The sequence below is a fragment of the Collinsella sp. BIOML-A6 genome (assembly GCF_009875845.1).
GTDB classification, from domain to species: Bacteria; Actinomycetota; Coriobacteriia; order Coriobacteriales; family Coriobacteriaceae; genus Collinsella; species Collinsella aerofaciens_H.
The window spans coordinates 1-14,315 of sequence record NZ_WWSL01000040.1 but is presented as its reverse complement, the minus strand read 5'-3'; the positions used below and the strand labels follow the sequence as shown (position 1 = coordinate 14,315).

At 58.7% G+C, this 14,315-nt stretch carries 12 protein-coding genes and 1 pseudogene; 9 read left to right on the top strand and 4 right to left on the bottom strand.

What is annotated here, in order from left to right:
* A pseudogene (locus GT495_RS10130) lies at positions 1-241 on the bottom strand (hypothetical protein); the annotation flags it as partial.
* 284 nt (positions 242-525) lie between these two features.
* Here GT495_RS10130 and GT495_RS10125 point away from each other — a divergent pair.
* The 7 genes from GT495_RS10125 to GT495_RS10095 all read left to right on the top strand — a co-directional run bounded on the left by GT495_RS10125 (position 526) and on the right by GT495_RS10095 (position 7,032).
* A complete protein-coding gene (locus tag GT495_RS10125; RefSeq protein WP_161162701.1) occupies positions 526-1,527 on the top strand; it encodes a LacI family DNA-binding transcriptional regulator in 1,002 nt (333 codons plus the stop codon).
* A 278-nt stretch (positions 1,528-1,805) separates the two neighbouring features.
* A complete protein-coding gene (locus tag GT495_RS10120; RefSeq protein ID WP_006234827.1) occupies positions 1,806-2,144 on the top strand; it encodes a PTS lactose/cellobiose transporter subunit IIA in 339 nt (112 codons plus the stop codon).
* A 285-nt stretch (positions 2,145-2,429) separates the two neighbouring features.
* Entirely contained in the window at positions 2,430-3,461 is a 1,032-nt protein-coding gene (locus GT495_RS10115) for a hypothetical protein (RefSeq protein ID WP_161162539.1), read from the top strand.
* A gap of 307 nt (positions 3,462-3,768) precedes the next feature.
* Positions 3,769-4,197: a galactose-6-phosphate isomerase subunit LacA gene (lacA, locus tag GT495_RS10110; protein ID WP_006234830.1), complete on the top strand. Its 429-nt coding sequence runs from the start codon at positions 3,769-3,771 to the stop codon at positions 4,195-4,197.
* A gap of 63 nt (positions 4,198-4,260) precedes the next feature.
* On the top strand, positions 4,261-4,785 hold the full coding sequence (gene lacB, locus GT495_RS10105; RefSeq protein WP_161162538.1) for a galactose-6-phosphate isomerase subunit LacB: 525 nt from the start codon (positions 4,261-4,263) through the stop codon (positions 4,783-4,785).
* Positions 4,786-5,161: 376 nt separating this feature from the next.
* Complete coding sequence (locus GT495_RS10100; RefSeq protein WP_161162537.1) at positions 5,162-6,043, top strand: aldose 1-epimerase family protein; 882 nt, start codon at positions 5,162-5,164, stop codon at positions 6,041-6,043.
* Between the two features lie 53 nt (positions 6,044-6,096).
* On the top strand, positions 6,097-7,032 hold the full coding sequence (locus tag GT495_RS10095) for a hexose kinase (RefSeq protein ID WP_161162536.1): 936 nt from the start codon (positions 6,097-6,099) through the stop codon (positions 7,030-7,032).
* A 400-nt stretch (positions 7,033-7,432) separates the two neighbouring features.
* Here the strand turns inward: GT495_RS10095 and GT495_RS10090 are convergent, their stop codons facing one another.
* From GT495_RS10090 to GT495_RS10080, 3 genes are all read right to left on the bottom strand, one after another.
* Positions 7,433-9,061: a UDP-glucose--hexose-1-phosphate uridylyltransferase gene (locus GT495_RS10090; RefSeq protein ID WP_240128181.1), complete on the bottom strand. Its 1,629-nt coding sequence runs from the start codon at positions 9,059-9,061 to the stop codon at positions 7,433-7,435.
* Positions 9,052-10,257 (bottom strand): galactokinase family protein, encoded by a 1,206-nt coding sequence (locus GT495_RS10085; RefSeq protein WP_156600004.1) that lies wholly within the window; start codon positions 10,255-10,257, stop codon positions 9,052-9,054. The genes GT495_RS10090 and GT495_RS10085 overlap by 10 nt, the downstream gene beginning before the upstream one ends.
* 126 nt (positions 10,258-10,383) lie before the next feature.
* Positions 10,384-11,460 carry an aldose epimerase family protein gene (locus tag GT495_RS10080; RefSeq protein WP_161162535.1) on the bottom strand — a complete coding sequence of 359 codons (1,077 nt, stop codon included), beginning with the start codon at positions 11,458-11,460 and terminating at the stop codon, positions 10,384-10,386.
* Positions 11,461-11,810: 350 nt separating this feature from the next.
* Between GT495_RS10080 and GT495_RS10075 the strand changes: the two genes are divergently transcribed.
* A complete protein-coding gene (locus GT495_RS10075) occupies positions 11,811-12,797 on the top strand; it encodes a LacI family DNA-binding transcriptional regulator (RefSeq protein WP_152075027.1) in 987 nt (328 codons plus the stop codon).
* Between the two features lie 137 nt (positions 12,798-12,934).
* Positions 12,935-14,095: an FprA family A-type flavoprotein gene (locus GT495_RS10070; RefSeq protein ID WP_161162534.1), complete on the top strand. Its 1,161-nt coding sequence runs from the start codon at positions 12,935-12,937 to the stop codon at positions 14,093-14,095.
* The last annotated feature ends 220 nt before the right edge of the window (positions 14,096-14,315 follow it).

The window sequence follows — 14,315 nt, the reverse complement described above, 5'->3', positions numbered from 1 at the left end:
GCGCCTTTAGACGCGAGCCCGGGGCCCGTGGGTTATACCCTAAGAGCAAACCACCCTTTTTAAGGGTGGTTCTGATTCCAACTACGCCGGGAAGGGTGGCGATCAGCAGAAAGATCGAAGAGGTAAGGACGATGGGCATGCACCCAAGGAATCCGTCTTTGATGGCCTGGAGGTAGATGTTCCTCGAGATCTTCTCGAAGAACGGTTGATGCTTTTCGAGCATCTTTACGATGGCGTCCATAAAGCTCCTTTGCTACTTGATGCGCGATGCATGTGGATGGAACTGGTCGTCGATGGATGGTCAGGACTGCCCGGAAACCTTCCTGCTCAAGGAAGGCATTGCGAAATGACAACGTTGTCATTTCGTTAATGACAACGTAAGACATTTTTCGAAGAGCAACAAGGATTTACAGGTGAACGGTCGATATCGTCCGATAAACGGTTGATTTGTCAGTCGGGCAGGTAGTGTATGCTAGAACGCAAAAAGCAAGCGATAGAGAACCGAGTGGAGAAGCAGTGGCAACGATGGACAAGAAAAATGTCTCGATGAACGATGTGGCGATTGCCGCGGGCGTTTCTCTCAAGACGGTGTCGCGTGTGATCAACGAGCCCGATAGCGTGCGAGAGTCGACACACGATAGGGTCCATGCTGCCATGGAAGCGCTTGGGTTCCGGGCGAACTTTGCCGCGCGTTCACTCAAGTTGGGCCGTTACGGGTGCATCGGCGTGGTGCTGTTCCACTTGTCGGGCGGCAACGTGGACATGATTGACGGTATCGCCGATGCCGCCGCAGAGCGAGGCTTTGCGCTCACGATGATTAAAAAGCGGGCGGGGGAGAAGATGACCCTTGCCGATGCGGCGCGCAGGATGTCGCAGCTGCCTGTTGATGGCATGATCTTCAACCTGCGTCAGATGGTCGATGACTTTGATGCCTTTGAGGCGCCGAGAGACCTCAAGACGGTGATCATTACGTCTATAGAGCATCCCACGTGTTCTACGGTTAGTGACGACCAGGAAGGTGGTGCGCGCATGGCGTGTGAGTACTTCTTGAATCGCGGGCACAAGAACGTGTACTTTGTCTCTGGTAAGAAAGAGTCGCTGTCGAGTCAATGTCGTATGAAAGGCTGGCTTGCGGCCCTCAAGGCGCACGGCATTGAGCCGCCCGAACCTCTGCAAGGCGATTGGAACGCGGATAGCGGGTATGCTGCAGGCCTTGTGCTTGCCGATAAACCCGACTGCACGGCGGTCCTAGCCGCCAACGATTGCATGGCTAACGGCGTAATGATGGCTCTGCGTGATAAGGGTCTGAGTGTGCCCGATGATGTATCCGTGATCGGCTTTGATGACGAGCTATACAAAACGATACCTAATTCGATTTTGACCTCTGTTAAGTTTCGCCATCGCGAGTTGGGCGTTCGTGCGCTCAACGAAGTCGTTGCAGGCCTTGAGGCTCCGAGCTCAAGAAGTCGCACGCTTGTGTCGGGCGTGCTGATTGAGCGTTCCAGCGTGAAAGACCTACGGGCGTGAACATAGAAGCCGTTGCTCGCCCTCTCGCTTTGACATGATTAGAGCAGCGAGAAACTTTGGTTGGTGAGCGGATCTGTTTGGCTTGTCAATCGATATGTTCGATATTGTTCACAACAGTATAAAAACCGTTCACGGGTAAAAAAATACCGTTCACGGCTTGAAATAACGTTATGCATTGTTCTTTTTTGTTTGAATGTTATTGTCTCGGGCATACACAGCGCAGCGCGTATGCCCGGACGCGATGCTTTCCGTTGGTTCATGTGTGAAAGGAACGCAATATGGCAACCAAAGAAGAAATCTCGATGGTTGGATTCGAGATTGTCGCATACGCGGGCGATGCCCAGACTGATCTGCTTGCAGCGCTCGATGCTGCTCGCGAGGGCGATTTTGAGAAGGCCGAGCAGCTGCACAAGGATGCGAGCGATGCGCTCATCGGCGCTCACGACACACAGACCAAGCTGCTTTCGCAGGAGGCCGGCGGTGGCGAGATGGAGATGACCTTCATCATGGCCCATGCTCAGGACACTCTCATGACCACCATGATCCTGGAGAAGCAGACTCGCTTTACCATCGATGCCTACAAGCGCATCGCCGAGCTCGAGGCCAAGCTCGCCTAACGAGCCCTCACAACCAAGTCCCCTTCCAAAGGCCCTGCCGCTACCCGCAGCAGGGCTTTTTCTGTCCTCCTCCAAGTTGCGGTGAAATAGGGACTGAATAGGGGCCGGTGGGCGCAAAACAATCCCTATTCCACCGCAACTTATCCCGAGATAGTCATTGGGGACGTTCTTAAACGACTAGTCGTTGGGGACAGTCTTGGTGCGCTCCGTTCGTCCACCCGTTCGATTTTTGCTCGGTGGGTATACTTCCTTTCGCATTAAACGCCGGACTGAGGAGGTATCCAAATGCCGGACAACGGATCAATTCAAAAAAGAGATGCGCACGAGATGGCTCATGGGCGTCCTGTCCAGATAACTGAGCACACGACGGTAACCGAGCTGCAGCCCAGCCTGTCCGATGTGGTGTGCGCAAACAAAAAGCTGCAGATTGGCTTTATCGTTGCGCTCGTGGTACTGGCGCTCCTGTCGGGCTTTGTCGCGCGCCCGCATTTCTCCGATACCAAAACTTGGGACTCCACCATCGAGGTCATAGATCAAAAGAAAGGTAACGTACTGGCGCTCACGACCTCGTGCGTAGCGCTGTCTGCGGGCATTACCGCGCTGCCGGGTGATACGGGAACGCCGGTTGCCGAGCAACTCGCGCAGCTTTCAGGAAACCTTGGTATCGTGCTTGCCGTGCTATACCTAGAGAAATATCTTTTGACTATTCTGTGGTCGGTCGGCCTGGGCATCTTGATTCCATTCTCGCTCGTACTCTTTGCGGTGTCGCTTGGCATTCACGGGCGCTGGAGCACGAGCGCCGTCCTGCGCCGCGTGGCGACACGCGTGCTGGTGGTTGCCGTGATCGGCATGGCACTCGTGCCCGCGAGCGTATGGGTGTCGCAGAAGGTCGATGAAACGTATCGCGTAAGTATCGAACAGGCCGAGGAAAAGGCGACCGATGCTGCAAAGACGGCTGAAGCTACGGAGAAGTCCGGCGACACCAGCTCAAAATCAAGTAAGAAAAAATCCGAGGCCACGGAGTCCAAAAACGTGCTCGAGCAGTTGACTGATGGGGCCTCGAGCCTGGTCACGTCGGTAACCAGCGGTGCCAAGCAGATGACCGACGAGATCGTGCAGCAGGTGACCGATCTGATCGAGGGCGTCATCGTGATGATCGTCACCTCGTGTGTGGTCCCGCTGCTGGTTCTTGCGGCATTCCTGTGGCTGGGACACGTGCTGCTGGGGATTGATGTCTCCGGTCCCGCGAACTATCTGACGGGTCGTTTCTTGGGCGCTCCGTCTAAACGTGCCAAGAAGAGCGGGCAGTCTGAGTAGGCAGCAAAGCGATCTTTGGAAGATCAACCGTAAGAGGGGTGGTCGAGATGCGTTTTCGGCCACCATTTTATTTGTTGAATACGTGGTCAGTCTGTCCACGCCGGGCCCAAACGGTCAGCAATCATCCGTGAACGGTATTTGTTCAAAAAAGAACAAAGATAAACAAATAATTGTTGCAGTCGATGTTCGAATGTGTTCAAATAAACATGAACAGTGAAGAACCGCGCATTCAGATGCCCGGACCTGAACGCGATTCAACACTTCCAACCAGAAACTACGCACCTGCGTATCTCTCAAGGAGGATGTCATGAGGGTTGTAATCGCTTCCGATGCCGACGGTATGTCGATGAAGGAGTCCATCAAGGAGATGCTCATCGCCGACGGCCACGAGGTCGTCGACTATTCCGAGACCCCTGCCGCGGACTTTGTCGATTCCGCGACCGCCGTTGCCAAGGACCTGCTGGAGCACAAGGATTCCCAGGGCTTCGCATTCGATAAGTACGGCGTCGGCTCCTATATGGCCGCCGTCAAGATCAAGGGCATGGTCGTCGCCAACATTTCCGATGAGCGTTCCGCCTACATGACCCGCGAGCACAACGGCTCGCGCATGGTCACCATGGGCCCGGGTGTTGTGGGCACCGAGGTCGCCAAGAAGATCGCCCGCGAGTTCCTGCGCGCCCAGTACGCCGGCGGCCGTCACCAGATCCGTGTCGACATGCTCAACAAGATGGCCTAACGAGAGCCACCGAGAACTCGAACTTCTACCTCAACTTGTGAATTCAGACGAAAGGACGTTCTGATGAAGAAGACCATCGCAATCGGTTGCGACCATATCGTTACGGACGAGAAGATCTATCTGGCCGACCGCCTGGAGCAGGCTGGCTACAAGGTGCTCGACTGCGGCACCTACAGCCACACCCGTACGCACTACCCCATCTACGGCAAGGCCATGGGCGAGGCCGTTGCCAGCGGCAAGGCCGACTTTGGCGTGGCCCTGTGCGGCACTGGCATCGGCATCACCAACGCCGTCAACAAGGTCCCCGGCGCCCGCTGCGCCCTGGTTCGCGACATGACCTCTGCCCTGTATGCCCGTCGCGAGCTCAACGCCAACATCGTGGGCTTTGGCGGCAAGATCACCGGCGAGTTCCTGATGGCCGACATCATGCTCGCCTTCCTGGAGGAGCCCTACGAGAAGACCCCCGAGCACGATGCCCTGATTGCCAAGATCGATGCCTGCAACAAGGCCGATGCCGAGGCTCAGGCTGACCCGCACTTCTTTGACGAGTTCCTCGAGAAGTGGGACCGCGGCGAATACCACGACTAAGGAGGTTCCGGCGTTCAACCGAACGCCGGACCTGTCGACGCTGCGAAGCCAGCTGGCGGGCAATCTGCCGTTCAGCTTCGGTGGCATGACCAGAAGGTCAATGCCGCCTTGCTTCACGGCACTTTGCCTCGCCAGCTGGCTTCTCGCTGACGTTGAGGGTGCCTGTGGGGTTGTGCCCCTGTTGTTGCGAAGCGTTCTGGTACGGCGAGCTGCTCCGATAACACGTTTGCTTGCTGAGCTTGTGTGCTTTGATTTTGGCGGTCCTGGGCATTCTGCAGTATCTTAAATGACGGCTCGCGTTTCTGTGAGGGGCGCGGGCCGGTTTTCTATCAGCCCTATTGACTTGGTGGGCTGTCGTAAGAAAGGGAAGGCTCCTATGGAGTTTGTTCTTGATAACGGTTCTGTTCGCGTGGCACTGAGCACGGCTGGCGGATCGTTCACCTCGATTATAGCCAACGGTCGCGAGTACCTGTGGCAGGGCGATCCTTCGGTCTGGTCGGGCCAGGCACCCATTTGCTTTCCGATTTGCGGCGGCCTTCGTGACGGCCGCGCGATGACCATGGGCGGCCGCGAGGTTAAGCTTGCCCGTCACGGCTTTGCCCGCAAGCAGGAGTGGAAGCTCGAGGAGCAGGGCGACAGCATGGTTGCGCTGAGCCTAAGCTCTGCCGACCACGCCGAGCTGCTCGAGCAGTATCCGTATCCGTTTAAGATCGTTGCTCGTTACACGATCGATTCGGAAAAGGTGGCCGTGTCGTACGAGGTGTCCAATGAGGGCACCGAGGACATGCCGTTCTTTGTGGGCGGTCATCCCGGCTTTAAGTGCCCGCTCGACGAGGGCGAGTCCTATGACAATTACGAGCTCCGTTTTGAGCAGTGTGAGGCCGCCGAGCTCTGTACTGCCGTTCCCTCGACGGGCCTGATTGATGTTGAGCATCGCAGCAAGAACCCCATGATCGGCCAGAACCTGCCGCTTACCCACGAACTCTTCGACTTCGCGGAGACCATCTTTGACGTGCTCGAGAGCCGCGTGGTTACCCTGACCAAGAAAACCGAGGACAAGGGTGTGCGCCTGACGTTCCCCGATATGCCATACCTGATTGTGTGGAGCAAGCCCGAGGGTGACTTTGTGGCCGTGGAACCGTGGGGCGGCCTGTCCACCTGCTCCGACGAGGACGATATTCTGGAGCACAAGCGTGGCTGCCTGGTGGCCAAGCCGGGGGAGACCGTCACCCGCGGCTTTGAGATCGAGATCCTTTAACGAGTTATCGTATGCTTGGGGCGGGTCATGCCGCCCCGGAATAGGAGTTCAACATGATTCTGACCGTTACCATGAACCCGTCGATTGATACGCGCTATCAGCTCGACAAGCTGATCATCGACGATGTTAACCGCGTGACGCCCGAAAAGACCGCTGGCGGCAAGGGTCTCAACGTGAGTCGCGTGCTGCTGCAGCTGGGCGACGACGTGCTCGCGACCGGCCTGCTTGGCGGTCACATGGGTGCCTATATGGCCGAGCTTATGGATGCCGACGGCGTCAAGAACGACTTTGTGCCCATTGCCGGCGAGACGCGTATCTGCCTGAATATTCTGCACGAGGGTAATCAGACCGAGCTGCTGGAGAGCGGCCCGCAAATCGCCCCGGCCGAGCTCGAGGCCTTTACGACCAAGTTCGCCGAGCTTGCAGCGAAGGCGGACGTCGTGACGCTTTCGGGCTCGTTGCCGCGCGGCGTCGATGCCGGCTACTATGCCGAGCTCGTCAAGATCGCCGAGAAGGCGGGCGCCAAGGTGCTGCTCGACACCTCGGGTGCATCGCTGGAGGCCGCGCTTGAGTCCGATGCTAAGCCCGAGCTCGTAAAGCCCAACCTGACCGAGATTAACGGCCTGCTGGGTACGTCCTTTACGACCGATGATGTCGATACCCTGCGCGAGGCGCTTGCCGCCGACGGCCGCTTTGCCGGTATCCCCTGGGTTGTCGTCTCGATGGGCGCTGCCGGTTCGGTGGGCTTCCATGAGGGCCACGCGTTCCGTGCCAAGACGCCCGCGATTGCGGCGGTGAATGCGACGGGTTCCGGCGACTCGACCATCGCCGGCTTTGCGCATGCCATTGCTGCTGGTGCCGATGACGTCACGGTCCTCAAGACCGCCAATACCTGCGGCAAGCTCAACGCTATGGATCCCAAGACCGGCCATCTGGTCATGGACCGTTGGGACGAGATCTACAACAGCGTTGAGGTGACGGAGCTTTAGGGTTACGCGGTTTTACCAAACCGCGTAACGGGTCGACGCTGCAAACCCGCCAGAGCGGCAATCTGCCTTTCAACTGCGGCGGCATGACCAGAAGGTCAATGCCGCCTTGTTTCAAGGCACCTTGCTCGCTCTGGCGGGTTTTCGCTGTCGTTGCCAAGACATCGGCGTTGCCGTGGTTGGCACTTGGGGACGTTCCTTTTCTGCCGGCATCTGGGGACACTCCTTGCACCGGGTAGTCATTGGGGACGTTCTTTAATGACTAGTCGTTTAAGAACGTCCCCAACGACTAGTCGAACAAGAACGTCCCCAATGACTGCACTCAAAAAACGGCGCCCGCCGGCGATGTTGCCGACGGGCGCCGTTGTCATGCGGGCTGCTGTTGAACGTTTGGGCTCGTGCTCTACAGCGAGTCGATAAAGCGCTGTTGGGCGGCGCGGCCGGCTTCGTCCCACTTAAAGACGCCGGCGTTGTCGAGCACGCGGCCAAACACCACGCCGACCTCCTCGTGCAGGATATCGATGGCGTTATCGGCCGTCAGCTCATCGGCGCGGCGGGCAAAGACGTCCTCGGCCCAGGCGGCGTGACTGCGGCAAAGGTCGTCGCCCTCGAGCGCAGCGGCAAGATCGTAACTGGCATCGGTCTTGGCCGCCAGCAGATGCTCACGGACAGCGCCAAGCTCGGGAACCAGGCGCGGCGGCAAAATGGCCAGGCCCATGACCTCAATCAGGCCGATGTTCTCCTTCTTAATGTGGTGGTACTCGGCATGCGGGTGGAAAACGCCCAGCGGGTGCTCGTCGGTCGTGATATTGCAGCGAAGCGCCAGATAGGCCTCGTAAATCTCGCCGCCGGCATTTCCGCGGGAGTCGACGCGGCGAATGACGGGCGTCACGGTGTTATGGGCCACGCCGTCGGCCGTGTGCGCGATAACACCCACGGCCTCGTCGGTCCACTCGCGCCAAGCGAGGATAATCTTCTCGGCGGCGTCGAGCAACTGAGCGCGGTCCTGCGAGCGCAGTCGCAGGACCGAAAGCGGCCACTGCAACACGGTGCCGCTGACCTGGTCAAAGCCGGGCACGCTAAACTGCGAGACCTCGGCGGCGTGCATCATGGGGAACTCGTGTGCGCCGCCCTGGAAGTGGTCGTGCGACAGAATCGAGCCGCCCACGATGGGCAGGTCGGCGTTGGAACCGATGAAGTAATGCGGGAACAGGTCCACAAAATCGAGCAGGCAGGTCAGGCCCTTGCGGTCGACGTGCATTGGACGATGCTCGGAGCTCATGGCAATGCAGTGCTCGTTAAAGTACGCGTACGGGCTGTACTGGAAGCCCCAGCGCTCGCCGTCGAGCTGGATGGGGATAACGCGCAGGTTCTGGCGAGCGGGGTGAGCGCCGCCGTCTGCCGCGGCGGAGCGTCCAGGATAGCCCTCGTTTTCGATACAGAGCTGGCAGGCGGGATACTTCTCGCCCGTGTTTTTGGCGGCACCGGCCGCGGCAATGTCGCGCGGGTCCTTCTCGGGCTTTGACAGGTTGATGGTTATCTCGAGGTCACCCCAGTTGGTGGGGGTGCTCCACTTGATGTTGCGCGCGATGGCGGCGCGGCGCACGTAACCGGCGTCACAGCACAGGCCGTAGAACCAGTCGGTCGCGGCGCGAGGTTCGTTGACGCCCATGCGGCCGCTGAATTCCTCGTTTACAACCGAAGGCCTTGGCATGAGCACACCCATGATGCGCATGGCGATGCGGTCGCGGCCCGATGCCGTGTCCTCGGCGGCACCGTTGGCAACGGCGGCCTCGGAGAGCGCGGCGAGCGTGCCTTCAAGGTCAAAGTCGGGCAGGGTATCGGGGTGCAAGAACGAAATCTTCTCGGTCTTGAGTGCCCAGGTCATGTCGAGCGCGGGACCCGTGGCGCCGATGCACTCCAGAATGGTGTTGTAGGCCCAGATGCGGTCGTCCTGTCCGATCATCGACCGGTGGATGGCATATTCGATGAGGCCCTGCGCGGCCTCGCGCACGTCGGTCATTACAGCCATGCCGCGTAAGCCCCCTTGTCAGAGATAGCGTAATGACGGGCAGAGCCTTCGCCCAGCCAGCCGTTCATCTTGGCGATAAAGGTGTCGACCAGGTCGAGCGGCACGAAGGCCTGGATGGTGCCACCAAAGCCGCCGCCGTGGATACGGACGGCGCCGCGGCCGTCGAGCACGTGCTCGGCCAGTGCCAAGGCATACATCGAGGGCTGCTCGGAGCCCAGCTTGGCAACGACATTCTGCAGGTACATGGCAGAGCTGGCGCCGGACTCGCGCGTGAGGACCAGGAACTGGTCGATGTCGCCGGCGTTCAGGGCAGCCCAGCGCTTGTCGACCAGGCCGTTCTCGTACCAGTAGTGAACGGCGCGCAGGCAGGCACGGTCGCCCAGCTTGGCACGCAGCTCGGGGAGCTTGGCGTCAAAGTCCGCCACGTTTACCTCGCACAGGCGTGCCTTGCCAAATTCGGCGGCGACGTCCTGCATCTCGCGCGGAACGGCGGCGTAGTCGTCGGTGGCGGCCACGTGGTCGGCACCGACCTTAACAAGCACGAGCGCATAGCCGTGATCCTCAAAGTTGAGCTCGAGCTTCTGGGTTTTAGGCTGAGCCTGGTCCTCAAAGTCCATGTAGGCAAGGCCACCCAGGCACACGGCGGCCTGGTCCATCAGACCGCAGGGCTTGCCATAGTAGTTGTTCTCGGTGCGCTGGCTCATCTGGGCGAGCGCGACGGGCTCAATGGCGGGAGCGCCCCAAAGCGTCTCCATGGCGCGACCGTACGCGGCCTCGACGGCAGCGGAGCTTGAAAGGCCGCCACCCGAGGGGACGGAGCAGGTAAAGGCGAAGTCGAAGCCATGGGGCTCAACGCCCAGCGCTGCGATCTCGTGGGCCATACCGCGCACGAGGCTCGCGGACGTGCCCTTTTCGGGCTCCTGAACATCTAGCGTGTCGAGCGTAATCTCGAAGGTGGGATAGCCCTCGTCGGCAACACGGACCTTGTTGGTGTCGGTTGCCACGGCGATGCCGTCGACGGCGACATCGAGCGAGCCGGCGATAACATGGCCGCCCTCGTGATCGGTGTGATTGCCGCTGATCTCGGAACGGCCGGGCGCGTGTACGTAGAGCACCTGGCGGTCGCCGATGGGGCCAAACTCCTCCTCAAACAGCTTGGTGAGCGTGGCAAGTGTCTTCTCGTCGGGGGTAGTCATGGAGTCTTCCTTTCTTGTTTATCCCGCGTGAGCTGGGGTTGCCGTGTTAAGTGAAAAGGAATTAAAAGATACGGGGGAGTAGACGGGAGTCAAATCGCCGCTCCCCCGCACTTCGAAGAGAGTGGGTTAACGGACGGTTGAGAATCGATAAACGATTGTCGAGCTAAACGGGCGGTCAGGTGAGCAGACAGGGTGTGCCCAATCTGCGTGATGGTTGTTGTCGGGCCAAAACTCGGGCTCAAATGCAACGCCGTCGCGCGGTTTGTAGTCGGCCCCGTTTTTGGCGTTTGTATCGTCGAGCCAGTTGCCGGTGTGCAGGTGCGCGCCGGGCGCAGTGACGAAGATGTCGAGTGTGCGGCCCGAACTTAAATCCTGAAGGCACAGGGCGTGACGTGGACCGACATCGGGGGCGAAGCCATCAAGACAGAAGCAATGGTCAAAACCGTGTGCGATCTTGAGTTGTTCATCGTTCGCATCGATGTCGCGACCGAGTTCTTTGGGTACGCGGAAATCGAACGGGGTGCCCGCTACCGGGCGAACCTCGCCAGAAGAGACGTTATCCTCGCGCTGGGGGAGAAACGCCTCGGCATCGATCATCGCAACCTGGTCCAGAATCGTGCCGGAATCGTGCCCGGCAAGATTGAAGTAGCTGTGATTGGTCATGTTGACAAACGTGTCGGCATCGGTGACGCAATGTTGCGTGCAGGTGAGCTCGGCGGCACCGGTCGGACCGGCTTGCAGGGAATAGGTCACGGTAAAGCAGCGGTTGCCCGGAAGGCCCAGTTCGCCATCGCGCAGCTTGCAAGTAAAGCTCACCGTGTTGGTGATCTCGTCGACATTGGCGTCCCACACACGCTTGTGGAGGCCGTGTTCAAGGTCGGTGTGAAGATTGTTGGTCTTTTTGGGACCGTCGTTGCGGGTCATCTGATAGACCGTGCCGTCAATCTCGACCTGCCCGTTATCCGTGCGGTTGGCCGAAGGCCCGATGGTTCCGCCGTAGCACGCCGGATTGTCAAAGTAGCCATCCAGATGGTCGAAACCAAGCACGATGTCTGCCACGTTGCCCAAGGCATCGGGAACCTCGATGCCGAGGATCGTTGCGCCATAGTCCATGACGCGCACGTGAGCGCCTGCGCAGACAAGGTCATATACCGTTACCGGCGCGCCGTCGGGGGCGGCGCCGAACAGAGTTGTATTGATCATGAGCGTCCTTTCGAGTACGACGCCATCGCTTGCACGGCACGGAGTGCAAACGCCATGGTATCGAAGTGCTTATTCCTTATGTTAACGTACTCATACGCGAGCGCCATGGACTTCTTCGGATTCCTGCAATCGGTCGAAAATGAGCCGTGAACGGTATTCAGGGAGCGTTGTCGTCACCGTATAACCGCTGATGGGTATAGTGGAGTACGTTAACATTACCGAAAGATAACAAGCCCTCCCAGCGCGACCTGCATTTTCGTTGAGGAGGGGCATTTGGTTTCTCGTGCAGAATCGAAGGTGATTTTGTGGCAAGGCGCCCTTCCAACGATACGGCTTCGCGGCCGGTCTCCATGGCCGATGTTGCCCGTGCTGCCGGCGTTTCGCAGCAGACGGTTTCGCGCGTTGCCAACGGACTGCCCAATGTCAACGAACAGACGCGCCAGCGTGTGCAGGCGGCCATGAGGGATCTCGGTTTCCGTCCGAGTTATGCTGGTCGTTCGCTGCGCGATGGTCGTTACTATTCGGTCGGCTTGTGCGTTAACGACGTTACCAAGTTCGGCAATCTTACGATGATCGATGGCATTGCAAGTGCTGCCCGCGAGCGCGGGTGCGCCATCACGCTGGTCGAGATGTCCAAGACCGAGGAGTTTTCGCTTGCCGAAGCCACTCGTCGCATGGCTGCACTTCCGGTAGACGGCATCATTATCGGCATGAGCCGCTTGGCTCCCGACTTTGAGACCTTTGAGCCTCTGCCGGGCATTGGCACGGTCATCGTTACCATGTATGCGCATCCGCGTGTGGCCACGGTCGACTCTGACCACTATGGCTGCTCACTGCTGCTTATGAACCACCTGTTTGAGCTGGGCCATGAGCAGATTCGCTTTATCGGCGGTCCGTCTTTTTCGGTGGATGAACGGTTTCGCCGGGCGGGTTGGAAAGACGCGCTCGAGCGTAAACGTATCAAACCGGTGAAGCCGCTCGAGGGCGACTGGTCTGCCAACAGCGGTTATGAGGCCGGCAGGTACCTGGCGGAGCACGACCGTACTATGACGGCGATTTATGCGGCGAATGACCAGATGGCAAACGGTGCAATTGCCGCGCTTCGTGATAGCGGCTTACGCGTGCCCGAGGACGTGAGCGTGGTGGGCGTCGATGATTCGCTTGACGACTTTGTCGCGCACAACGAGCTCACAACCGTACGATTCGATCTACATCAGCGTGGGCGCGAGGTGGTCGAGCATGCAGTCCCCAAAACGGGGATGTTGGACAAAGCCGTCGCCATTCGTATTCCGGGCCAGCTCATCGTTCGACATACCACGGCGGCTCCGCGCGCATAGTTTTGGCGGGTCGATAGTGGTATATTCCGCACCAATAACAAACGGTAAGGATACTGCCAAATAGCTGCTGGCATGTGACCGAGTGTTATGATAAACGGGTTCTTTTGTCTATCTAGCTATCTAGGAGGCTTTGCCTGATGGAGATCACCAAGGATATCCGCTACATCGGCGTCGATGATCACGACAGCGATCTGTTCGAGGGCCAGTACGACGTGTCCAAGAACGGCATGGCATACAACAGCTACGTCATCCTGGGCGAGAAAATCGCCGTCGCAGATTCGGTCGATGGCGATTTTGTTGATGAGTGGCTCGGCAATCTCGAATCTGTGCTGGACGGTCGCACGCCCGACTACTTGGTCATCCATCACATGGAGCCCGATCACTCCGCTGGTATCGCCGCCTTTATGGAGCGCTATCCCCAAGCACAGATTGTGGCAAGCATGGGCGCCTTTCGTATGATGCTCAACTACTTTGGCACCGACTACCCCGAGCGCAAGATGGTCGTCAAAGAGGGCGATATTTTGGATCTGGGTGGCCACGCCCTAACGTTTGTCGGTGCCCCCAATGTGCACTGGCCCGAGGTGATCTTCTCCTACGAGACCACCGACAAGGTGCTCTTTAGTGCCGACGGCTTTGGCAAGTTTGGTGCCAACGATATCGAGGACCCCGAGGGTTGGGCCTGCGAGGCACGTCGTTACTACTTTGGTATCGTCGGTAAATTCGGCAAGTTTGTGCAGGCTGTGCTCAAAAAAACCGCCGATCTGGATATTCAGATTATCTGCCCGCTCCACGGTCCCGTGCTCACCGAGAACCTGGGCTACTATATCGACGCCTACAACACCTGGTCGAGCTATCAGCCCGAGGACGAGGGCGTCACGATTGCCCATGCGAGTGTGTACGGCCATCTGAAGACTGCTGTCAAAGAGCTTGCGTCTGCGCTCGAGGCTCGCGGCCAGAAGGTTTCCATCTTTGACCTGGCTCGCGACGACATGTCCGAGGCCGTTGAGGATGCGTTCCGCTATGACCGCCTGGTGCTCGCCTCCGTTACCTATCAGGGTGAGATCTTCCCGTTCATGAGCACCTTTATCCACACGCTTGCCGAGCACGCCTATCAGAACCGTACGGTAGCGCTTGTCGAGGCCGGCTCTTGGGCGCCCGCCGCTGCCAAGGTTATGACCAAGGAGCTCGAGGGCATGAAGGACATTACCCTGACGCAAAACAAGGTGACCGTCTTGGGCTCGCTCAACGACGCTTCGCGTGCTCAGATCGAGGCCCTCGCCGACGAGCTTTCCAAATAGCGACACTTTCGCTTTCGTCGCGATAAACCACTACAACCACCACAAAGGGGACAGGCACCTTTGTGGTGGTTTTTGTTTAAGGGCAGATGCCGATGATAAAACGCTTGACCGTGTCGTTACCTGCGGTGACGGCACGGTATTTATTTCAAGACTTTAGTCTGCTGGCCGCGCAGCGGCCAGCTTTAAACCACCCGCTACGCGGGTGGAGACAAACGGCTTT

Coding starts and splice junctions, on each gene's coding strand:
- GT495_RS10125 (WP_161162701.1), top strand. CDS start 526: ATGGACAAGAAAAATGTCTCGATGAACGATGTGGCGATTGCCGCGGGC.
- GT495_RS10120 (WP_006234827.1), top strand. CDS start 1,806: ATGGCAACCAAAGAAGAAATCTCGATGGTTGGATTCGAGATTGTCGCA.
- GT495_RS10115 (WP_161162539.1), top strand. CDS start 2,430: ATGCCGGACAACGGATCAATTCAAAAAAGAGATGCGCACGAGATGGCT.
- lacA (WP_006234830.1), top strand. CDS start 3,769: ATGAGGGTTGTAATCGCTTCCGATGCCGACGGTATGTCGATGAAGGAG.
- lacB (WP_161162538.1), top strand. CDS start 4,261: ATGAAGAAGACCATCGCAATCGGTTGCGACCATATCGTTACGGACGAG.
- GT495_RS10100 (WP_161162537.1), top strand. CDS start 5,162: ATGGAGTTTGTTCTTGATAACGGTTCTGTTCGCGTGGCACTGAGCACG.
- GT495_RS10095 (WP_161162536.1), top strand. CDS start 6,097: ATGATTCTGACCGTTACCATGAACCCGTCGATTGATACGCGCTATCAG.
- GT495_RS10090 (WP_240128181.1), bottom strand. CDS start 9,061: ATGGCTGTAATGACCGACGTGCGCGAGGCCGCGCAGGGCCTCATCGAA.
- GT495_RS10085 (WP_156600004.1), bottom strand. CDS start 10,257: ATGACTACCCCCGACGAGAAGACACTTGCCACGCTCACCAAGCTGTTT.
- GT495_RS10080 (WP_161162535.1), bottom strand. CDS start 11,460: ATGATCAATACAACTCTGTTCGGCGCCGCCCCCGACGGCGCGCCGGTA.
- GT495_RS10075 (WP_152075027.1), top strand. CDS start 11,811: ATGGCCGATGTTGCCCGTGCTGCCGGCGTTTCGCAGCAGACGGTTTCG.
- GT495_RS10070 (WP_161162534.1), top strand. CDS start 12,935: ATGGAGATCACCAAGGATATCCGCTACATCGGCGTCGATGATCACGAC.